The sequence below is a fragment of the Bacillus sp. B.PNR1 genome (assembly GCF_030386235.1).
Lineage (GTDB): Bacteria > Bacillota > Bacilli > Bacillales > Bacillaceae > Bacillus > Bacillus stercoris.
In genome coordinates this window covers 398,867-420,666 of the sequence record NZ_JANYMN010000001.1, presented here as the reverse complement: position 1 = coordinate 420,666, position 21,800 = coordinate 398,867, and the positions used below count along the sequence as shown (strand labels likewise).

The window sequence follows — 21,800 nt, the reverse complement described above, 5'->3', positions numbered from 1 at the left end:
AACGTCCCATGCAAAGCCTATTATTGGGAAGGCGATACTTTGCATGGGGTAGACTTTCTAAAAGATCGCCCAAGTAAGCTTTTCTGATATAGTGGCTTTGCACCTTATTTAACATAAAAAATAAGGAGCTGGCAGAAATGGCATATGTAAAAGCAACCGCTATTTTACCTGAAAAGCTGATATCGGAAATTCAAAAGTATGTCCAAGGAGAAACAATATATATCCCTAAACCTGAAACCTCTCATCAAAAATGGGGCGCGTGTTCAGGAACAAGAAAGCTGATCGATGACAGAAACGCTTCTATTAAAAAAGCATTTAAAAACGGCAAAACCATTCATCAATTATGTGAGGAATATCACCTCTCTGATGAAACAATAAAAAAAATTGTCTACTCTAAATAAACCAAACGGAAGCACTGATGAAATATAATCAGTGCTTTTTATATGGCGAGTTTGTTTCTTAGTTATTTCCTGCATATGATTCCATTGGCTCATTGTGTAAAATTAAGGGAGATGAGAAGAAAGGAAGGTTTTACAAATGACGATATACAATGGAACGTTGCAAGTACCCGGCGCCAACATCCACTATCAGGTGCGGGGCACAGGTCCAATCATTCTTTTGGTCCACGGCGGAGGCGGTGATGCCGACAAGTTCCATCATGTTGCCAATCATCTGGCTAACTGGTACACGGTTGTTACTTACGATCGCCGCGGCCATTCCCGCAGCAATCTCGCCCATCAGGTTGAGAATTACCGTGTGGAAACACACAGCGACGATGCTCACCGTCTTCTAGCTAAAATCACCAATAAGCCGGCCTATGTATTTGGAAGCAGCTCCGGTGCTGTTATAGGGCTTGATCTGTGCATACGCCACCCTGAACAAGTACGTGTCATGATCCCGCACGAACCAATCCTATTGCAGCTTCTGCATGGAAATGAGCTGAAACAAGCCGAGCAATTCATGGAGGACCTTAAGAAAAATCATCGAGGTGAAGTCACGAAGTTAATAGCAAGATTAGAGATTGACGAACAATCAAAGAATGTCCTGACAAAACGGCTCCTCAGCAATTCAACGTATTTCACTGATTATGAAATTCAAGGAATTCTCAACTATACATTAGATATCGAAGCATTAAAAACTGTGTTTACATCTGCATCGGTGAAGATAATCCCAGCTGGCGGAAGTGCTTCACGGGAGCTTTTTCCTTATCGCTGCGCGAACGCCCTAGCAGAACAATTGGAAACAGAATTGGTTGAATTCCCCGGAAATCATACGGGGTACACCATGCATCATAAAGAATTTTCTGAGAGGTTACACGACATGTTAGAAAAAAATAAACATACGGGTTAAGGATTGATTAAAATTTTCATAAAAGGACCAAGAGAACTTTTCAATAACGAGAACGGCAATGTGAGATGTTCCCTATCTTAATTTCGTATTTTAGAGCATTAGATACAACCCTAATGCGGCTGGTTATTTTGTCCTCACCAACAACCAGTGTCTAACATCATGAAGCTACTTTGAAAATCACCACAAATGCAGGAATAGAAGACGCAAGCATAGCAAAAACCATACCAACTATTGTGATTGGTATGGTTTCTCTCTGATAGACCCTTAAAAGGGAGATCCGTATATCGCTAGTTGCATTTGTAACCGACTGGGCCATCTGAGCCTGTGTACACATACGTGTCAGACACATATCCAATATTCACGATCCCCCGGGAATCTTTCCATTGGATTTGGTCCCAAATATTACTCGTTCCATACTTCCCAGTCACTGTTGTTCCATAAGCATAACAATAATAAGGAACACGGGAGCCGCTCGGAATGGAAAGCATAATAGGATAATTTGTACCTGGACCGCTGCGCATATTTACAGGCGCACCGCTGCTTGTTGAGACAGTAAAGTACTGAACGGCAAGCGCTTGACTGGAAAAAATGAATAATGATGCAATCATAACGGTTAACATACTGAGCATTTTCAGTTTAGTCAATGTCATCCCTCTTTCTTCAATTTCTTCATTTTGAGAATCGATAGAACAATGCTACCAGCTGCATTTAGGAACAACCGGACCGTCTGAGCCTGTATACATATAAGTATCAGAGACAAAACCAGGAACGATCTCGCCGCTTGCAAGCGTCCGCTCTGTGTAATTCCAAATATTACTCGTCCCATACTTTCCAGTTACAGTTGTACCGGTTTTGTAGCAATAGATCGGGATGCGGGTTCCGCTTGGAATGGTCGTTACAATTCCCCAACTTGTACCTGGGCCGCTGCGCATATTTACAGGCGCACCGCTGCTTGTTGAAACCGTATAATACTGAGCCGCAAGTGCATGACTAGAAAAAACGAACAATGATGCGATCATTACCATTAGCATACCTAGTCTCTTTAGCTTATTCACCTTATACCCTCCCCTTATAAATGCCGTACGTTTAACTTACTTCCATCCAGTTAAGGATCTACTTTTAGAACACAGGCCCCCTCCCCTCCCATATATGTACCAATGTACCATAAACTAGATCTTTCAAAAGTGGAATTATTCCTATGTTTTCGACAATTAAAAATACAAAATAAATAGCAGTCAGGCTTAATATTAAGGACTTGGATCATGCGGTTCATTTCCACCAATTAACTCTATCCGTGTACTGCTGCCTTGTATCCGCGCTTCTCCTCGATTCGTGGATACTTCTCCTTTTTCATCTAACCAAAAACGAACACCAAACATACCAGCGTAAATGCTGTAAGTTCAGTGTCCAAAGGGTGTGATGGCTTTGTTTTCTTTTCTAGAACGTATATAAAAAGGACAAGGTACGTTATCAAAGGCTGATTCTATCATTTTGCAAGTCGAAAAATCATAGCATTTTATATATTTCAATCAGGTTATGATCTGGATCTCTGAAGTGAGCGACTCGGGCACTCCATTCCTTGCGATCATGAGGTTTATTCACACATTTCGCTCCTTTTTTGTGTAAATCGTCATACGTTTTATCAACATCTTCTACCTGAAACTGAAGCAAAAATTTTGATTGAGTTTCTCCTTCCAAAGATTGTTTTTCCTCTCCAATGATTTCAGCCATCGTTTCTCGAGATAATATCTCTATTTTCGTCTCCCCATTATCAAAGAGTGCATATTCCATTTCATTCTCTAACCAACTTATCGGAAGTCCTAATGAATCTTTATAAAAATCGACGCTTTTCTTAAAATCGTTCACCAAAAGTCTAATTTGCAGCAGCTTCATATTGTGTGCCTCCCATAAAACATACTTTTTACTGGTCATACATTTTAATGATACAAAAAGAAACCTGACAGCATGATGTCAAGTTTCCATAAAAAAACTTCACTCGTCTTTTAGGTTCAAAATATACTTACCATTTAAGGTGCAGTTTATTATATGTCATGAGAAATTACGCTAACGAGCAAAAACAGCGCTTCTACATCAACAAAAAATGATACCAAGGTGTTCTTTCTGTATGCTTCAACTTCATTTCGGGAAATGTAACGTTGATAAAAGGAGGTTGCATCAATATGGATCAGCAAACATTAGCAGCTCACGAGGCTGTAGACCTACATGAAATCGTGAACTTTAAAACACTTTGTATAGCGAAATCAAAGTTAATGCAAGGACTTGTGTTTGACCAAGAACTGAAGGACTTGATGCAAAAAGATGTGCAGCAATCCATTCAAGACCTTACTGAATTACAAGCGGTTTATGAGCGTGCCTCATTTCAGGCCCCTGTCCCTCAAAGCCGCCCAACGCCAATCATCAATTGAAAGGAAGGTAGGCCTCTTTGAATAATGATCATTTAGACCCTATTAATTCGCTGAATGTGCCTGAACTTGCAGATACTACATTCGCGATGGATTTTCTCATACGAGCTAAGGAAGGCGTACGGAATACTGCTGTAGCTTTGACAGAAACCGCGTCACCAGATGTAAGAGCCCTGCTGCGGAAACAGCTGATGCAAGGAATTGCGATGCACCAAGAGATTACAGAACTGATGATCAGCAAAAAATGGTTCCATCCATATGAGCTGAGCGAACAGTATAAGCTGGATCAGCTCTCTGCAAAAAACACAATCATGGTCGGCAATATGAACCTCTTTCCTGATGAAACAAATCGAAAAGGGATGTTTGACCGGACACCTGATGAACACTAATACTGGAGGTTTGACAGCATGAAGGCAGTAACGTATCAAGGCATTAAAAATGTTGTGGTCAAAGATGTCCCCGATCCAAAGATTGAAAAATCCGATGACATGATTATAAAGGTCACCAGTACAGCCATTTGCGGATCAGATTTACATTTAATCCATGGATTCATTCCTAATCTGCAAGAAGACTATGTCATCGGCCATGAACCGATGGGAATCGTTGAAGAAGTTGGGCCAGGGGTTACAAAGGTCAAAAAAGGTGACCGCGTCATTATCCCTTTTACAATCGCCTGCGGGGAATGTTTTTTTTGTAAAAACCAGCTGGAAAGCCAATGTGATCAGTCTAATGACAATGGGGAAATGGGTGCTTATTTCGGCTATTCAGGGCAAACTGGCGGTTATCCGGGCGGCCAAGCTGAATATTTAAGAGTGCCCTTTGCGAATTTTACCCATTTTAAAATTCCTGAATCTTGTGAGGAGCCCGATGAGAAATTAAGCGTGATTGCCGATGCCATGACCACCGGCTTTTGGAGTGTTGACAATGCCGGCGTAAAAAAAGGCGATACTGTAATCGTTCTCGGCTGCGGACCAGTCGGCCTGTTTGCTCAAAAGTTTTGTTGGCTAAAAGGCGCAAAACGCGTCATAGCAGTTGACTATGTAAACTATCGCTTACAGCATGCGAAACGTACAAACAAAGTAGAAATCGTTAATTTTGAAGACCATGAGAATACAGGGAATTATTTAAAGGAAATTACGAAAGGCGGAGCGGATGTAGTCATTGACGCTGTTGGGATGGATGGGAAAATGAGCGACCTCGAGTTCCTAGCCAGCGGGTTAAAGCTTCATGGGGGAACGATGAGTGCATTGGTCATTGCTTCCCAGGCTGTTCGCAAAGGAGGAACCATACAAATTACAGGTGTGTACGGGGGCAGATATAACGGTTTTCCGTTAGGAGATATCATGCAGCGTAACATCAATATACGCTCTGGACAGGCTCCTGTGATCCACTATATGCCGTACATGTTTGAGCTCGTATCAACGGGCAAAATTGACCCGGGAGATGTTGTCAGCCATGTTCTGCCGCTTAGTGAAGCCAAGCATGGCTATGACATTTTTGATGCAAAAATGGATGATTGTATAAAAGTTGTGTTAAAGCCTTAAAAAACGGAGGTGACAGAAATGGAATACGCCTTACATGAAGTGCTTGAGGTCCAGGAAATGACTGCTTTCAAGACCCTCTGTTTGACGAAATCTAAAACAATGAAAGCATTGGTATCTGATCCGAAGCTTAAAGAAATCATGCAGCAAGACGTTGACATCACAACCCGACAGCTGCAGGAATTTGCCGCTATTTTATCTAATGCAAAGCAAGTTGAGGAGATGAGTGAAAAATGAATCCTATCATTGAATATCTAACAGGCATGAACGTTCTGACAGACCAAATCATTGCTATGGACTTATTAATTTCAGCAAAAAACGGAGTCAGAAATTATGCGATGGCAGCCACTGAAGCCGGAACGCCTGAAGTAAAAGAGGTCCTTATCCGCCATTTGGAAGAAGCACTCGATATGCATGAACAACTCTCAAGCTATATGATGGAAAAAGGCTGGTACCATCCTTGGAATACTGACGAACAAGTCAAGCTGCATTTGAAAAATATTGATACAGCGATTCAATTGCCAACCCTTTAACATACAATGACTGATTTGCTGAGGAACAGTATTGATAGACCAAAACTGCTCCTCAGCTTCTGTTGTTCAAGTCGCTATGAACAGTGTTTTTCATCTTTCGGGCCTCATGAGTGTAAACAGATTAACGTTGATACGGATTTTCTAAGATGATTTGGAAGCATGTAACCGCGAATCATTAATTTGTTGAAATAACGAGAAGGCACAGATTATTCAGGTCTGTGCCTTCTTAAAAATTAAGACTCCTTGTTTACATTCTGAAAGACAGCAGTCGCGTCCCACACATTCAAACCAAATTGGCCTTCTGAAAATGTGGAATCATTGGTATCAATCACAAGACGATCATCTAAATAAATTGTAAAACGATTACCGTTGGCCTCTGTTTTTAGATGATACTTTTTATTAACATCTATCGGCGTTTTGTATTCAGCAATGACAGAAGCAACACCGTTCTCAAATTTAAAGAATTTCACCAGGTCATGCTTCGCATCCACGTTGGCAAGATAACCGTTTTTGGCATCTTTGTCAGAGCGAAACATGAGTGCTCCCGCCCCTCTTCCGTTTCCATCCTTTATGGTGATATCAGATTCATAAGTGAAGTCTGACCCGGATGCTGAAGACAAGATAAAGGAATCGCCATCCGACCGCCCTTGTTTTCCCTCAATTGTGTCGGCCCACGTGCCATTTACCGTTGTCCAGCCGGTTACATTGGACATAAAAGGTGACGTGCCCCATACCTTTTTTAAAGGGTGAATCCTTAAAGATTTTATCTTTACATCTCCATTTGCAGCATATAATTCAAGCCCTTTGCTTGATCGATCTGGGAGAATGACATCTGTTATGACCTGCTGTCCGTCATTCCCAAATACTTCAACCGAGGAGCGGTCAACAAAAATGCGCATCTTAACCTTTCCATTTACCGGCTTCAGCGGTGCTGTTTCTTTTCCGGTGTCAAAGGCCGGATTAAAGGTGACGTTGCCCGACTTGCTCCGGTCAACGAACAGTTTGCCGTTCCTTCGGTCATAGCCGACTTTCGTAAATTGCTTTTCTCCTGTTCGGACCTTAAAACCAAATTCAGCAGCTGAACCAGGGCTTACTTTAAATTCTGCATTTATTTCATAGGCATCTCCAGATAGCCCCGATAGCACATTATGACTTGCAGGCGATATGGTCAGATTCTTCCACTTCTTAGAGGTCCCGCGAATGGCTTCCAGCTCTTTTACTGGTGTTTGGATTACTCTAACCCCTTCAGTAAGCGCTTTCAATTTTAACTCTCTTGGAATAGACGTTGCACTTCTCCATGGAGATGTCGGAACATCATTCGCATATTGCCAATTGCTCATCCAACCTAACCAAAGCCTCCGGCCGTCTCTGGATGGAATATCGGACCAGGATACAGCTGCGTAAAAGTCTCTGCCGTAATCCGTCCAAAGAACTTTGTCTGACGGGTTTTCATTTTTAAAATGAGTTCCATCAAAGTCCCCTACAAAATATTGCATGCCTGATCCTCCCGAAACCGCTCCGTTTCCGACACTGACTTGCAAGACCCATTTTTTTTGATTCGGTTTGCCATCTACCGGTAACTCAAATAAATCCGGACATTCCCATACTCCCCCATGGCTTCCTTGTCCCTGTCCAAATTCACTTGCATACGCCCACTGCTTCAGATTTTTTGATGTATATATGAGAATTCGGTCACCAGCTGCCAGTACCATCACCCACTTTTTCTCTTTCTCATACCAAAAGACTTTTGGATCGCGAAAATCTTTTTTACCCGGGTTTGGAATGGCAGGGTTGCCTGCGTATTTCGTCCATGTTCTGCCTTTGTCATTGCTATAGGCAATACTTTGCACTTGATGGCCTTCCCGATCCTGTGTATAAATGGCCACAAGCGGCTTCTCTTTGCCTGTTTGAAAACCGCTTGTGTTATTTTTATCGACAACTGCGCTTCCAGAAAAGATCGTGCCTTTTTCATCCGGATACAGCGCAACAGGAAGGTGCTCCCATGTAACCAAATCTTTGCTGACGGCATGCCCCCAATGCATTGGCCCCCACTGAAGCCCGTAAGGATGGTATTGATAGAACAAGTGATATTCCCCCGCATAATATACCATTCCGTTTGGGTCATTCATCCAGTTTGCTTCCGGTGTGAAGTGATATTGAGGACGGTATTCCTCATCATAGTAGCTTGAATCGGCTGCATCCGCCGAAAATGCCATAGTCAACAGCAGGGTGAACATGATCATGACTAGAATAAGTCTCTTTTTCATTTGTTCCTTCGCTCCTCTCTTCATGTTTAAACACTTTCAAGAGAGACTGCTGCGCAAGCTGGTCCGTTTCTGGAAATTCTCTTCTGTTTCGCTGTTATCCGAATCATTTATATCTTAAAAGACTGCTGCAGTTTCTCTCTTCTTCATTCACACAGCTTATGCTAAGAATCCAGCCCAATACCCGAGAATCCCGATGATAAAGATGCCGCAAATAATGAGAAGAGGGTTCACTCCTTTGCGCAGCATCCAAGCCACCAATAACGTTAATCCGAGCGGCAGCGCACCCGGCATAATGCTGTCTAACACATTTTGTACCGTTTGAACATCTACTTTGCCGCTTTCATCCTTAATCCTGGATACAACGATTGGAATGTTGATGGTGGTCCATTTGGACACGAGGGCCCCCATAACAAATAACCCGAGAATCGAAGCACCCTCTGTAAGCTTTTGAATGCGATTCCCCGCTAAATCCTGAAGAATCTCCATTCCTTTCACATAGCCATACTTTAATCCGTAATATTTTGTGCTTAATCTTATAGCATTCAGCAAGAAAAAGAATAGCAAAGGACCGGCAATGTTTCCTCCTAAAGCAAGAGAGGCTCCTAAGGCAGCTAAGACCGGGCGAATCGTTCCCCAGAAAATGGGGTCGCCTACGCCCGCTATTGGTCCCATCAAACCGATTTTCATTCCGCTTATCGCTTTTCCATCAATTCCTTTATTGTTCGCCATTTCTTCTTCCATGGCTGCCGTCACGCCAAATATAGGCGCTGTCAGCCACGGGTGTGTATTAAACCATTCCAAATGGCGCTGCAGGGCTTCGTTTCTTTTCGCTCCGGGAGCGTACAATTTTTTGATCGCCGGTATCATGACATAACAATATCCCATTGCCTGCACACGTTCGAAGTTAAAGGAACCGAGCAAAAAATTTGAACGAATAAACATGCTGAAAATTTCTTTTTTCGTTAATCGTTTTTCTTTCTCCATTTTTTCATCCCCCCTCATTGTTTAGGCATCAAGATCGTCATCATCGTCATCATAAACAGCAACACTGCCACTGTCTGATGCGGCCGCGACTGCTCCGTGAGCGCTTTGTTTTTGTATCACCTGCTGATATAAAAGCGCCAGACAAAGACCAAGGGCTCCGAATCCCACTAAGTTAAAATCGGTAAACGCCGCTAATAAGAAACCGATATAGAAAAATGGCTTTAAATAAGGAATATTCATCATATTGATCACCATGGCATACCCGACAACCACAATAATGCCTCCGCCTATTTGCAGTCCTTTTGTAATGACATCAGGAATATTTCCCAGGAATGCCTGAACAGCGCTGACACTAATTAAAGCAACAATCAATGTAGGAATCATGACGCGCAAAGCTTGAAACACCATTGCGGTAATATGCATAATTTCAATTCCTTTTATATTTCCTTCTTTTGCATATTTGTCAGCGCGGTGAATGAAAAAGACAGTGATCGTCCGAACAAAAATCGTCAGCGCCTGACCCGCAGCTGCCAAAGCAACAGCGACAGCAATCCCTTCGCCAATTCCCTGATCAGCGGTAATAACTAAAATGGTTGAGATGACAGAGGCGATCGCCGTATCAGGCGCCATGGCAAGCCCGACGTTCATCCAGCCGAGCGCCATCAGCTCCAGTGTGCCTCCAAGGATAATCCCCGTTTTTAAGTCCCCCAGCACCAAGCCAACTAGCGTGCAGGCCACAAGCGGCCGGTGTGTCTGCCCTTCATCCAATACACTTGCGATTCCGGTGATTGCTGCAATGACTAACAACAAAATAATTTGTAATGAAGACATATTCTCATCCCCTTGATTATTTTGTTACGTTCCGTAATATCTGTACAAAATCTTCACTGGCATCTGAAGGCAGCTGCCTTAATTCCAGTTTCACGCCCTTGTCACTTAATGTTTCAAATGCCTTTATATCTTGCTCTGTGACACTGACTGATTTTGTGATTTGCCTGCGTTGATTTTCAAAACGCATTCCCCCGACGTTTACGGTTTTGATCGGTACGCCTGCTTCTATGAGGGATACGATATCGGACGGATTTTCAAACAAGAGCATGGCTGTTACTCCTTCATAGCGCGGACTATGAAAGGCTTTTGCCATTTTAGAAACAGAGACGGCACTCGCCTTTACATTTGAAGGCGCAACAGATAGGATCAGCGTTTTTCTCATTTCGTCCTGAGCAATATCATCGGAGACAACGATGATTCGGTCGGCCGCATGTACTTTAATCCACCTTGTCAGGATTTGGCCGTGAATAAAGCGGTCATCAATTCTTGCTAACACAATGTTCATCATAATTCATCCTCTCTTGTATCTTGATTGGCTGTTTTTACTTTTTCTAAATGTTCACTGCACACTTGAAAGCTTTGCTGACTCATTGCTTTTAAGTTGTTCAGCAAAGCTTTGAGAGCCAGATGTTCTCTCAAGCTTAATACCTCCAGCAGAATCGGCAGGTTTACGCCGGCTGCCATATCCATTCTTTGATCCTCAGCAATGATGGAAGCTGCCGCGTTATATGGCGTCCCTCCAAAAATATCGACTAAAAAAAGCACTTCATGTTCTTCCGGAATGTCCTTGAGCGCCTGATGATATTTTTCCTGCAGCGTTTGAATCCCTTCCCCTTTAAAAAACGGCACTGCAATCAGGTTGTTTTCTTCACCGAATATCATCCCTGAAGACTCTTTTAATGCTATGGGAAAATCTCCATGACCACTGATAATAACTGAAATCATATCTATTGCTCCTTTCCTGTTTTGTACATCCATATATAATGCAAGGATCGTGCCAACACATTTGTGTTAAGCGTTTTCATTGATATTTCAGCCAATCGCAGTTTGTTGTTGAAACACTTAAAACGAAAAAAATAAACCTGTATTAAAATGGTGTTCCATTTAATACAGGTTCATATGAAAAAACTGGTTTTAAAACAGATGGCCATGCACTTCTTCAGCAAATATGGCGGCTATAAATAATTTTTCATCATCACTTATGCGAAGTCCGAGCTTTTCTTCATAAGGGACTAGTGTCCGCTCTGTGACGTTCACCATTTCCTTCATCTGATCATTAATTTCTTCTTCCTCCGAGAAAGCGATCGGATTCTGCTTAATTACCCTTTCAAAGGCGAAAGCTGTATGCATAATGACTTTGATCAAAACGGCATTATTGAAAATGACACCCAGCTCATCTTGAACGGTTTGCAGCCACTCTACTAACATTTCGGTTACATGATGGGGATTTAAGAAGACAAGATACTTTTTCAAGCTATCCTCGCAAAGCTCCCTGACAATAATATTTGCTTCATTTAATCCATTGCTCAAGGGAATGCTTCCATTTGTAATCGCCTGTTGAATCAGCTTCTCTCCCTCCCCTTCAATTAACACTTCTAAGGATATATGCGGAGCATTCATTTTAGGGTCTTTCGTTCCGACTGTGGCAAGGATTTCATACTCTTTTTCGATTTCTTTTATGCTGTTGGCCAGTTTAATCGATGATACGGTCAATATGTGAATCGGGGTATCAGAGGCCTTGTTTACGATCGTGGTTAAAATGTCTTCCAGCTTTTTGGCCGTTCCGCTGCCTGTCGTACAGATGGATACCAAAGCCTTCTTTTTGCCGGCTGCCGCTGGCTGGCGCTCCCATAACTCGATAAAATCCTTCGTAACCGATTGATAGATCGCATGCAAATTCAAATTCAAATAGTTGACCTTTCTGACAGCATCCAGCACCATTGAGGTTGTAACATTGCTGATCGTTTTGATGGCAATGCCTGTCTTTTCCTCCAGCCTGCTTTCCAGCATCGCAAGCGAGCCCATATCTACCAGCATTAACACACCTTCGCCTTCATCAACCTGTTTCATTTTTTCTGCTACGCATTCAAGAATGTCCGAAGGTGAAACAGAAAGCGGCATATCAACTGCTGCAATCGGCGTGCTCCCTAACAGTTCTGTCGCAACTTCAACCATTGAACTCGCCGTGCTGTTTCCATGAGCAGCAACGATAATACCGACTCTTTTGTTCTCTTTTAACGATTTGATCGAATGAATTAACATCGTTAAGTAGATGACTTCTATTTCAGGAATAGCCACTTTAAAATATTCCTGCATTTTATCTTTAAAAATCATCGCCACCCGATATTCTTTCACGTGCGTATCACGAATTTCATCCGTCTCCTGTGTATTTAAGACATCAATTTGCTTTCCGCGCTTTAAAAATGCGTCAATATGCATACTCAAGAAATAAATAAATTTACGGTCAAATGTGCAATCCAGCTCATGTTCAGCTATTTCTTTTAACTGTTTTGTCATTTGAATCACGTCATCTTCAACGAATGTCAGCAGGCTGTCCTTTTGAAAGGCTTGATGATGAAAAAAACTTCTGACATGCAAATGGACATCAGTCAAGATGTATTGGTTAATATCCTTTTTGGATAAACCTTCTTTCATAAGCGTTTTTACTTTTTCCTCGATCAAATGATATAAGTTAAAGGAGAGGTCTTCGTCAATTTTTGTTGTTTCATCTTCTACAATCGGAGAGATAATCGTTGTAATATTGACGTATTCTGAAATGGCTTTGCTTCTTTGCATGTTTTTGCTGCTGGACATCCATTCTTGCTTGATTTCATCAGGCAGATCCCGAACCGTCAGTTCAATAACCTCATTTCTGTCAAGGTTATGCAAAAAACCGTGTGCGCAAACTAACTGGACATTTGATTTCAGCTGTCCGACATTCCCAAATTTCGCGGAATGAATAAGCGCATTATAGACATCGATGTGCACACTGAGATTCTTCTTAATCCGCTCTGCTTCTTTCCCTAATAAAAACGTTGTCAGCTCCACTCTTTCTTTAAGCGATCGCTCTTCAAGCGAAGGAATATGAATGGTCATTGGGATTCTTCGCAAAAATGTTTTCAATAGGGCAGAACTCGGATTTTCTGTAGTCGCACAAATAAACAATACGTTCGATGTTCGTTTATGTTCAGATTCTCCAAGCCTGTTATAAGAACCGCTGTCAATAAAATAAAACAGCATCTCCTGTCCCTCAGGAGGGAGACGGTGGATTTCATCCATAAACAGAATGCCCCCATTGGCCTGTTCAACTAAACCTGCCTTATCCTCGGCGGCACCTGTAAATGAACCTTTTTTGTGTCCGAATAATTGAGAAAGCAATAATTGAGGGTTGTTGTAGTAATCTGCACAGTTAAATGTAATAAATGGTGCGCCGGCCTTCAAAATGTCAGAGTAAATGGCAAACTGGTAAATTCGGTTCGCAAAAAGGGATTTACCGGAACCAGTCGGCCCTAGAAGGAGCATATGCAGACCGTTAGGCGGATAAAAGACAGCTGCTTTTGCCTGGGAGATCGCTTTTTTCAAACTCCCTTTTGCCCCAATCATAAGCTCTAGAGGATTCGTGGAAATGTGTTGATGATTCTGTTTTAAATCCCCAGAAAACACCTTAAGGTCTTTCACTTCCATCATCCCTGTATCCCATTTCTTGCTGAATACCTTTTCTGCTATCTCGACTGGGATGTAGCGCACAGGAAACGTTTTAATTTTGATGACCTTTTTGGTCCGGACAAGATTGTTCAGCTCAAAGCTGACATTGGACCGCTCCATTTTCAACTGCTCAGCAATTTCCTTTGCTGAATTCCCTTGTATTTTTAAAAGATGATCTAAGGTTGAATCATGAAAATTATGCATGAGCTGATGGTATATTTTATCTATTCTTTTCACATCTATCATCCTTTGTCCTTATTAGATAAGCCTTTAACAAGAATATTCCGAATTTTATTGTCCGCCTTGAGATGATCTGCTTCGTTCAAAAAGGTCTCTATAGCAGATTGACAAAGCTGATTTTTATGCGTATATGTTTACATTTTGAACCATTTGAATCTCATCTTAGTATGATAGATTCGCAGTTCTTGAGGGCAAGTCCCCTTCAAAAGTAATAATCAGTAAACAGTTTATCATTCTTGAGGAATGTAATGATGTCAAAATCATCAATGACAAAAAATGAACCTTATAGCTCAGGACAAATTTCCTAAATACCCCCGGGAGATTTATTCACAATTAAAAAGGGCGGTCACTCTATGTGTTCGCCACAGTAGCACGATATGCAAAAATTCTTCATTTTTACAATACATCTGGAAAGTTAATGATTCGGTAAACTTATCAGCAATGATGATGTCTTACAGCCATTCACCTAGGATAGAAAAATCTCCGATATCCCCTGCAGGCCACCATTATAGCGGGCATACAATGGTTCAAATCGATGCCTATTAAAAAATAGCCTATCAGATCGTCCAAATGACGGTCCTGTTTATTCTGTTATTCAATAGAACTGCAAGTTTTATTCATAAACTCAAAATAGTTTTAAAATTTAAAAATAAAAGCATCTCCTCTTTTAAATGTTATAATATCCGTTAAAACTTTACTCATCTTTTTATTATTGGAGGAAAATAAAATTGATAGGCAATTCTAGCAAAGACAATTTTGGCCAGCAACAGAAATTGTCTAGAGGCCTTAAAAACAGGCATATACAATTAATGGCGATTGGAGGTGCAATCGGTACAGGTTTATTTTTAGGGTCAGGTAAATCCATCCACTTTGCAGGGCCATCCATTTTATTTGCTTACTTGATCACCGGCGTATTTTGCTTTTTCATTATGCGTTCGCTCGGAGAACTGCTCTTATCAAATGCGGGATACCACTCTTTTGTGGATTTTGTAAGGGACTATTTAGGAAACATGGCAGCATTTATTACTGGGTGGACCTACTGGTTCTGCTGGATTTCCCTCGCGATGGCTGATTTAACGGCGGTCGGCATTTATACGCAATATTGGCTGCCCGATGTGCCTCAATGGCTGCCCGGCCTTCTTGCGCTTATTATCCTGCTGATCATGAATCTTGCCACCGTTAAACTTTTCGGAGAATTAGAATTTTGGTTTGCATTGATCAAAGTCATTGCCATACTGGCCCTGATCGTAACTGGCATTTTCCTGATTGTGAAAGGTTTTTCCGCAGCTTCCGGCCCTGCCAGCCTTACCAACCTTTGGAGCCATGGCGGCATGTTCCCAAATGGATGGCATGGGTTTATCCTATCGTTCCAAATGGTCGTCTTCGCTTTCGTGGGTATTGAACTTGTTGGACTGACAGCTGGTGAAACAGAAAATCCCCAAAAAGTGATCCCTAAAGCCATCAATCAAATCCCTGTCCGGATTTTACTTTTTTATGTAGGCGCACTTTTCGTGATTATGTGTATCTATCCTTGGAATGTGTTGAATCCAAACGAAAGCCCATTTGTTCAGGTCTTCTCTGCTGTGGGCATCGTTGTGGCCGCCAGTCTGATCAATTTTGTTGTATTAACATCAGCCGCATCAGCTGCCAATAGCGCTTTATTCAGCACAAGCCGAATGGTCTATTCACTCGCAAAGGATCATCACGCACCTGGACTATTAAAGAAATTGACTTCTTCTAACGTTCCAAGCAATGCGCTGTTCTTTTCAACCATCGCCATTCTGATTGGCGTTAGTCTGAATTATTTAATGCCTGAGCAAGTCTTTACACTGATTACAAGTGTTTCTACAATATGCTTCATTTTTATTTGGGGCATCACGGTGATCTGCCATTTGAAATATCGAAAAACAAGACAGCATGAAGCGAAAGCAAACAAATTTAAAATGCCTTTTTATCCATTATCCAACTATTTAACACTTGCATTTCTTGCATTCATTCTTGTCATATTGGCACTGGCGAATGATACACGTGTTGCTTTGTTTGTCACCCCGGTCTGGTTTGTTTTGTTGATTATTTTGTATAAAGTGCAGACCCGCAGAGGACATCAGATGAAATAAAAAAAAAGACAAGGGATACTCACTCCCTTGTCTTTTTTATGGCCAAACACTAAGTTTTAAATTTCATTCACTTCATTTAAGTGTTAACTCAAACCAGTTTTGATGCCGAAACCTACTAATATCATTCCGGTTATTTTTTGAAACACTTTCTGGAACCTCGAGTTTTTCATCCATTTTTTCGCGTAATCAATAATATAAACAAGAAACAGAAACCACAACACCGCTAATAAGGTTAGGATTGAAGCTAAAATAATGAGCTGCTGGTTGATATTTCCGTTCAAATTGATAAATTGGGGCATGATTGTAACATACACCAAAACAGTTTTAGGATTAAGAATGTTACTGAGTGATCCCTGCATAAAGGAAGTTTTATAATAACGTTTCGGAGAACTTGTCATATTTTTTGTTTGGGACTGCATGTCATCTAACGAAAACATACTTTTTGCAAAAAAACTTTTTACGCCTAAATAAATTAAGTACGCCGCTCCCAAATATTTGATCGTTGTGAAAAGAATCACTGACTTTGCAATCACCACCGATAATCCTAAAATGGCAATCACCGTCCAAAAGGATAGTCCAGTTGCCAATCCGAGAATGTTATAACGTCCGGCTTTCGGGCCATATCGAAGCGTATTTTTCATCACAAGCATCGTATCTGCACCCGGCATGATAACCATCATGGCAGCGATCGGTATGTATGCGAGTAAGCTGTGCATTGTTCTCTCCCCCTTTAAAAATCCCCTCAATCATATAGTGACTACAAAAGTAACTACTTATAAAAATTGTATCAATGCGTTTGGAATAAATCAATATGGTTTGTTAAAATAGCGATTACAAAGGCAGTGATTGCTCTTTATATTGGAGGATATATGAAGGAAAATATGTTAGACATTTTGAAAAACCTCAATTTTACAGAATATGAGTCGAAAGCTTATTTGGCGTTATTGCAAGAATCACCTTTAACAGGCTACGCCGTTGCCAAAAAATCCGGAGTGCCCCGTTCTAAAATTTATGAAGTCCTGGAAAGCCTTGTGATCAGAGGAGATGTTTTTGTCAGTCATGGAAATACGCCTCAGTATGTTCCTGTCCCCGCGAAAGAACTGATTAAAAACCGCCGGCTCAAAGCGGAAGAACATTTTGATCAGGCTGAAAAATATTTTGAAAAGTTCGAGCAGACCGCAAATGACCGGGAAAACATCTGGAATATCACCGGCCGCAGTGAAATTCTTGAAAAGGTGAAGGCCTGTATCTTATCCGCCAAAAAAAGAATCCTCTTAGAAATATGGAAAGAGGATTTTGAAGAGATAGAATCAGAGCTCAAACAGGCGGCAGATCAAGGCGTTATTGTCACCATTATTGCTTACGGAGACATCGTATCTGATTTCGCTAATATTTACCTGCATGATATGAGCAGTGAAATTACAGAAGAGTATGATGGACGGTGGCTTGTCTATAGCGGAGATGATTCAGAAGTAGTTGCGGGCATTGTCTCGCTTGGCAACGACAGCCGTGCCGCATGGACGATGCATGTAGGTTTAGTCATGCCTATTACTGAAGTGATCATTCATGATCTGTACCTTATGGAAATTCTGAAAAAGCATAGAGAGCTTTTGGAAGAAAGCTTTGGGAAAAACCTCATTCAATTGCGCCGTAAATTTTCTATCCACTCAGATTTCAAAAAACATTACTTGGAATAGCGTTTGGCATCGTTTACACCAAAAACAAGGCTTGTACGAAATAAGCCTTGTTTTTTTATGCATAAAAACTTCCCCATGCTGATTTACTTCTTTAAAAAAATGTGATTCTGCGCAAACTATTTTTCAGCCTGCCGCGTCTATCCTAGGTAACAGCCTACGATATACGTATATTCAAAAAGGAGCCCTTTATTGCAATGAAGAAAAAACAAACAACAAAAGCGTTGCTTGTCGCATGCATAACTGATCATAAGCAAGATTTCTACAGGTTGGCTTTCAGTTATGTGAAAAATCAAGATGACGCATTAGATATTGTTCAGGAATCTATAAAAAAAGCGCTGAGCTCAGTTGAAACGGTCAGAAACCCCGAGACGATAAAAAGCTGGTTTTATAAAATTTTGGTGCGGACAGCTATTGATTTTTTGCGCAAACAAAAAAAGATAAGAGTGATGGACGACGAAACGATAGAATTTTTAAGCAAGGGAAAAGAAGACCATTACAAGGATACTGATCTCCATGAAGCGCTTGACGAATTGCCTTACCGCTATAAAACCATTATTATTTTACGTTTTTTTGAAGACCTCAAATTAGAAGAAATTGCGGAAATTACAGGAGAAAACACGAATACCGTCAAAACGCGCCTATACAGAGCATTGAAGCTGATGCGCATTCAGTTGACGAAGGAGGATCTTTCTTAATGGATAAGAGATTACAGCAATTAAAAGAAGAATATAAAAATGTTCCGATTCCTAAAGAATTGGATGTCATTGTTGAAAAAGCCCTTCAGCAAGAACCAAAAAAGAAAAGAATCGTCATGTGGCCGACATCAGCAGCAATCGCTGCAGCTATTTTATTCACTGCGCTTGTGAATATCAACCCTGACGCCGCTCACGCTATGTCTAAGATCCCTGTCATCGGCAAAATCGTCAAAGCGATCACCTTTATTGAAATCAAAGAGGAAAAAGACCAATCAAGCATTGATGTCAAAACACCTGCTTTGTCCGGACTTTCTAATAAAGAGCTTGAAAACAGCATTAACGAGAAATACTTGAAAGAAAGCCAGCAGCTGTATAAAGAGTTTATACAATCCACATCCAAAAACAAAAAAGGGCATCTCAGCATCTACAGTGATTACGAGACGGTCACAGACACGCCAGATTTGCTCTCGATCCGGCGCAATATTGAAACAACACAAGCATCTTCCTACACACAAAGCCGTTATATTACGATTGACAAAAAGAATGATATTTTACTTACATTAAAAAGCTTATTCAAAGATGATCGCTATATCAAAGTCATCAGTCAAAACATCAAAGAGCAAATGAAACAGCAAATGAAGGAAGATCCTAATAAAATATATTGGCTCACTGATGAAGATGCTGAACCGTTCAAAACGATTCTTCCTGATCAAACGTTTTACATTACTGAGGACCATAAACTTATGATCTCATTTGACGAATATGAAGTCGCCCCCGGCTATATGGGCGTTACCGAGTTTAAAATTCCAACCAGCGTCATTTCAAACTTGCTCGTGGGAGAACGTTATATTCGATAAAATAAAAAAACATCCATTTTAGATTATGGATGTTTTCTCTCTTTTCTATTTGAGGTCGTAACCTCGCTATCAAAAACAAACGAGAATATTTGCATACTATTGGAGGAATACCCATGTATCACAAGACACAGCATCATCGATACATCCCTGGACTTGATGGCCTTCGGGCTTTTGCCGTCCTGTCCGTTATCGCTTATCACCTAAATTTCAATTGGGCTAACGGAGGCTTTATCGGAGTTGATATCTTTTTTGTTTTATCCGGATATTTGATTACCTCCATTCTATTGCCGGCATATGGAAATGATATTAATCTTGATTTTCGGGACTTTTGGGTGCGCCGCATTCGGCGGCTTCTGCCAGCGGCTTACCTTATGATCTTTTCCACTGTTGTTTGGGTCGTATTGTTTGACCGGGAACTATTGCACACCGTACGCGGGGATGCGATCTCTTCTCTCTTTTATATGAGCAATTGGTGGTTTATTTTTCACAAGCTATCATATTTTGATAGTTTCGGTTCCCCATCACCTCTAAAAAACCTTTGGTCGCTGGCGATTGAAGAACAATTTTATATCATATGGCCAATGTTTTTCGTTTTTGGAATGTACATATTGAAAAGCCGTGCCAGATTGGCTGCGGTAATATCGTTGCTTGCGCTTTGTTCAGCCATGATGATGAGCATACTGTATGAACCTGGCGGAGATCCGAGCCGCGTCTACTATGGCACAGACACTCGTTCGTTTGACCTTCTCATCGGATGCGCCTTGGCTTTGGTATGGCCGATGAAAAGGCTGTCTTCCAACAGGCTGCCAAGCAAACTGAAGCACACTTTGCACGCGACTGAATTTTCGGCATTTTGTATTTTAGTGTTATGTGTCTATTTCACAGATGAATACGAACCTTTTCTTTACAGAGGCGGAATGCTATTCATTAGCATCACTGCCGCAATCCTTATCGCATGTGTTTGCCATCCGAGCAGCTTTTTAGGCAAGCTCCTTTCATGGAGGCTGCTTCGGTGGCTTGGAACAAGGTCTTACGGTATTTATCTTTGGCACTACCCTGTTATTGTGTTGAGCACACCAGTTCAAGAAATCGGAAACCCTGTGTTTTGGCATATCGTGCTGAAGATTATTGTGACATGTATACTTGCCGAGCTTTCCTATCATTTTATTGAGAAGCCGATACGGACACAGGGATTTAGAACATTTTTCAGCGGTATTTTGATACATAGAATCAAGGAATGGAAAACGACATCTGTTATTAGCAAAATGTCAATTGGTTTCGTCATTTTCGCTATACTTATTTTTGCAGGAGGGCTGTCTGGGCTAGCCGGAGAGCAAAAGCACCCTACCAAATGGACCTATAGCTCACAAGAAACAAATGCTGACACCAGCCAAGCTTCTGGGGATGAAAAGGATGCTGCAGCAGATAAAAAACACAATCCTGAACAAAAAACACCAGGCTCCAAGCAAGGACAAAAGGAAAATAAAAATAATGGGCAAGAGACTCATAAAAAGAAAGACACGCAATCTCAACAGTCGAAAGAACCCGCAGACACTGCGAAAAAAGTGTTAGCTATAGGCGATTCCGTCATGCTTGATATTTCTTCACACCTGCATCAGTCACTTTCAAATGTGACGATTGATGGAAAGGTGGGAAGACAAATGTCTCAAGCTTTGGAACTCGCAAAGGAATACAAGTCTTTTAATCAGCCCAACAAGGCTGTCATCATTGAGCTTGGAACCAATGGCTACTTTACAAACAGCCAAATCGAACAACTGCTTCAATCTTTCTCAAAAGCCCATATCTATCTCGTCAATACACGGGTTCCCCGCCAATGGGAAAGCAAAGTTAATGAATCTTTACAGCACCAGGCAAGCGCACATCAAAATGTTACGTTAGTTGACTGGCATACAGAAGCCCTTCAGCATCCGGAATATTTTACCCCTGATGGTGTTCACTTGGTTCCTAAAGGGGCAAAAGCTTTGACTGCTCTTATTGTTCAGGCGATGAAATCGTAAAAAAGAGATCCTATACGGATCACTTTTTTACTTTAGTTTCTGATCGTTGATTATGTCTTCTTTCAGCAAGGCAGCCCTTATGTTTACATGCCGTTTACGTAAGGGTAAGCCAAAATTGAATGGAGGGATGATAATGAAAGGAAATGAAGAACATGATATCCAAAAAGAGCTGAAACGATATGAGCTTTTTTTCAAAAAACGATATAAGATTCTTTATACAGTAAACGATTTTATCATCGGTGCTTTGTTTCTCGTTGGAAGCTTTTTCTTTTTCTATGACCAGTTAAAGTCTGCAGGGATATGGCTGTTTGCGGTCGGAAGCTTGCTGCTGTTAATCAGGCCGACCATTCGGCTGATTCATGACTTTCATTACCGTAAACATGTAGAACGGCAATTCAAGCATCAATCTTCAACAGATGACTGATCTTAAGGAATAAGAAAGAACAAAATGCCAAAAGCCTGAGTCGAAAATCAAAAACAAGACTTTTAGACTATTTATTTTTAAAAATAAGGTAAAAAGAACTAAACTTTTGTCTCTATAT

The 21,800-nt window shown here is 41.2% G+C and carries 25 protein-coding genes and 1 pseudogene; 14 read left to right on the top strand and 12 right to left on the bottom strand.

The annotated features are described in order from the left end of the window. Positions 1–128: 128 nt before the first annotated feature. Positions 129–401, top strand: a complete 273-nt coding sequence (locus NZD81_RS02195) for a CD3324 family protein (protein WP_277988899.1) — start codon at positions 129–131, stop codon at positions 399–401. Between the two features lie 136 nt (positions 402–537). Continuing rightward, positions 538–1,350 (top strand): alpha/beta hydrolase, encoded by an 813-nt coding sequence (locus NZD81_RS02190; RefSeq protein ID WP_282372834.1) that lies wholly within the window; start codon positions 538–540, stop codon positions 1,348–1,350. 287 nt (positions 1,351–1,637) lie between these two features. Here NZD81_RS02190 and NZD81_RS02185 read toward each other — a convergent pair whose 3' ends face one another. From NZD81_RS02185 to NZD81_RS02170, 4 genes are all read right to left on the bottom strand, one after another. After that, positions 1,638–1,994, bottom strand: coding sequence for an SH3 domain-containing protein (locus NZD81_RS02185; RefSeq protein ID WP_014664754.1), 357 nt, complete (start codon positions 1,992–1,994; stop codon positions 1,638–1,640). Positions 1,995–2,045: 51 nt separating this feature from the next. After that, the gene (locus tag NZD81_RS02180) at positions 2,046–2,405 is read right to left on the bottom strand and encodes an SH3 domain-containing protein (RefSeq protein WP_040082353.1); all 360 of its coding nucleotides are present in this window, start codon (positions 2,403–2,405) and stop codon (positions 2,046–2,048) included. Positions 2,406–2,597: 192 nt separating this feature from the next. Beyond that, positions 2,598–2,729, bottom strand: coding sequence for a hypothetical protein (locus NZD81_RS02175; protein ID WP_014664756.1), 132 nt, complete (start codon positions 2,727–2,729; stop codon positions 2,598–2,600). Positions 2,730–2,856: 127 nt separating this feature from the next. Next, positions 2,857–3,243, bottom strand: a complete 387-nt coding sequence (locus tag NZD81_RS02170; RefSeq protein ID WP_014664757.1) for a VOC family protein — start codon at positions 3,241–3,243, stop codon at positions 2,857–2,859. 287 nt (positions 3,244–3,530) lie between these two features. Between NZD81_RS02170 and NZD81_RS02165 the strand changes: the two genes are divergently transcribed. Genes NZD81_RS02165 through NZD81_RS02145 form a run of 5 tightly spaced genes read left to right on the top strand, consistent with a single transcriptional unit; the run spans position 3,531 to position 5,847 of the window. Further along, the gene (locus NZD81_RS02165) at positions 3,531–3,776 is read left to right on the top strand and encodes a hypothetical protein (RefSeq protein ID WP_014664758.1); all 246 of its coding nucleotides are present in this window, start codon (positions 3,531–3,533) and stop codon (positions 3,774–3,776) included. Between the two features lie 17 nt (positions 3,777–3,793). Further along, the gene (locus NZD81_RS02160; RefSeq protein WP_009967868.1) at positions 3,794–4,162 is read left to right on the top strand and encodes a spore coat protein; all 369 of its coding nucleotides are present in this window, start codon (positions 3,794–3,796) and stop codon (positions 4,160–4,162) included. Between the two features lie 18 nt (positions 4,163–4,180). Beyond that, positions 4,181–5,317 carry a zinc-dependent alcohol dehydrogenase gene (locus NZD81_RS02155; RefSeq protein ID WP_282372837.1) on the top strand — a complete coding sequence of 379 codons (1,137 nt, stop codon included), beginning with the start codon at positions 4,181–4,183 and terminating at the stop codon, positions 5,315–5,317. An 18-nt stretch (positions 5,318–5,335) separates the two neighbouring features. After that, positions 5,336–5,551 carry a hypothetical protein gene (locus tag NZD81_RS02150; RefSeq protein ID WP_282372839.1) on the top strand — a complete coding sequence of 72 codons (216 nt, stop codon included), beginning with the start codon at positions 5,336–5,338 and terminating at the stop codon, positions 5,549–5,551. Then, a complete protein-coding gene (locus NZD81_RS02145) occupies positions 5,548–5,847 on the top strand; it encodes a spore coat protein (protein WP_040082347.1) in 300 nt (99 codons plus the stop codon). The genes NZD81_RS02150 and NZD81_RS02145 overlap by 4 nt, the downstream gene beginning before the upstream one ends. 233 nt (positions 5,848–6,080) lie before the next feature. Here the strand turns inward: NZD81_RS02145 and sacC are convergent, their stop codons facing one another. The 7 genes from sacC to levR all read right to left on the bottom strand — a co-directional run bounded on the left by sacC (position 6,081) and on the right by levR (position 13,871). Next, positions 6,081–8,084 (bottom strand): levanase, encoded by a 2,004-nt coding sequence (gene sacC / locus NZD81_RS02140; RefSeq protein ID WP_282374352.1) that lies wholly within the window; start codon positions 8,082–8,084, stop codon positions 6,081–6,083. Further along, entirely contained in the window at positions 8,023–8,154 is a 132-nt protein-coding gene (locus NZD81_RS02135; protein ID WP_231560761.1) for a hypothetical protein, read from the bottom strand. Before NZD81_RS02135 ends, sacC begins: the two co-directional genes overlap by 62 nt. Positions 8,155–8,270: 116 nt before the next feature. Beyond that, positions 8,271–9,098, bottom strand: coding sequence for a PTS fructose transporter subunit IID (levG, locus tag NZD81_RS02130; RefSeq protein ID WP_040082343.1), 828 nt, complete (start codon positions 9,096–9,098; stop codon positions 8,271–8,273). Positions 9,099–9,119: 21 nt separating this feature from the next. Beyond that, on the bottom strand, positions 9,120–9,929 hold the full coding sequence (gene levF / locus NZD81_RS02125) for a PTS fructose transporter subunit IIC (protein ID WP_014664764.1): 810 nt from the start codon (positions 9,927–9,929) through the stop codon (positions 9,120–9,122). Positions 9,930–9,945: 16 nt separating this feature from the next. Further along, positions 9,946–10,434, bottom strand: a complete 489-nt coding sequence (levE, locus tag NZD81_RS02120) for a PTS fructose transporter subunit IIB (RefSeq protein ID WP_069150778.1) — start codon at positions 10,432–10,434, stop codon at positions 9,946–9,948. Further along, positions 10,434–10,874: a PTS fructose transporter subunit IIA gene (levD, locus tag NZD81_RS02115; protein ID WP_014664766.1), complete on the bottom strand. Its 441-nt coding sequence runs from the start codon at positions 10,872–10,874 to the stop codon at positions 10,434–10,436. The genes levE and levD overlap by 1 nt, the downstream gene beginning before the upstream one ends. A gap of 189 nt (positions 10,875–11,063) precedes the next feature. Further along, positions 11,064–13,871 carry a transcriptional regulator LevR gene (gene levR, locus NZD81_RS02110; RefSeq protein ID WP_282372854.1) on the bottom strand — a complete coding sequence of 936 codons (2,808 nt, stop codon included), beginning with the start codon at positions 13,869–13,871 and terminating at the stop codon, positions 11,064–11,066. 624 nt (positions 13,872–14,495) lie between these two features. Between levR and NZD81_RS02105 the strand changes: the two are divergent. Next, positions 14,496–14,564 (top strand): annotated as a pseudogene (locus NZD81_RS02105) (hypothetical protein); the annotation flags it as partial. Between the two features lie 38 nt (positions 14,565–14,602). Then, positions 14,603–15,991, top strand: coding sequence for an amino acid permease (locus tag NZD81_RS02100; protein WP_069149951.1), 1,389 nt, complete (start codon positions 14,603–14,605; stop codon positions 15,989–15,991). An 83-nt stretch (positions 15,992–16,074) separates the two neighbouring features. Here the strand turns inward: NZD81_RS02100 and NZD81_RS02095 are convergent, their stop codons facing one another. Then, the gene (locus NZD81_RS02095) at positions 16,075–16,707 is read right to left on the bottom strand and encodes a LysE family transporter (protein ID WP_103030731.1); all 633 of its coding nucleotides are present in this window, start codon (positions 16,705–16,707) and stop codon (positions 16,075–16,077) included. Positions 16,708–16,860: 153 nt separating this feature from the next. Here NZD81_RS02095 and NZD81_RS02090 point away from each other — a divergent pair, with 153 nt between their 5' ends. The 5 genes from NZD81_RS02090 to NZD81_RS02070 all read left to right on the top strand — a co-directional run bounded on the left by NZD81_RS02090 (position 16,861) and on the right by NZD81_RS02070 (position 21,682). Then, positions 16,861–17,688, top strand: a complete 828-nt coding sequence (locus NZD81_RS02090) for a TrmB family transcriptional regulator (protein ID WP_014664770.1) — start codon at positions 16,861–16,863, stop codon at positions 17,686–17,688. 194 nt (positions 17,689–17,882) lie between these two features. Beyond that, entirely contained in the window at positions 17,883–18,383 is a 501-nt protein-coding gene (gene sigV, locus NZD81_RS02085) for an RNA polymerase sigma factor SigV (RefSeq protein WP_071577201.1), read from the top strand. Beyond that, a complete protein-coding gene (rsiV, locus tag NZD81_RS02080) occupies positions 18,383–19,240 on the top strand; it encodes an anti-sigma-V factor RsiV (RefSeq protein ID WP_282372859.1) in 858 nt (285 codons plus the stop codon). Before sigV ends, rsiV begins: the two co-directional genes overlap by 1 nt. Positions 19,241–19,353: 113 nt before the next feature. Then, the gene (oatA, locus tag NZD81_RS02075; RefSeq protein WP_282372861.1) at positions 19,354–21,258 is read left to right on the top strand and encodes a peptidoglycan O-acetyltransferase OatA; all 1,905 of its coding nucleotides are present in this window, start codon (positions 19,354–19,356) and stop codon (positions 21,256–21,258) included. Between the two features lie 133 nt (positions 21,259–21,391). Beyond that, positions 21,392–21,682: a YrhK family protein gene (locus tag NZD81_RS02070; RefSeq protein ID WP_040082329.1), complete on the top strand. Its 291-nt coding sequence runs from the start codon at positions 21,392–21,394 to the stop codon at positions 21,680–21,682. The last annotated feature ends 118 nt before the right edge of the window (positions 21,683–21,800 follow it).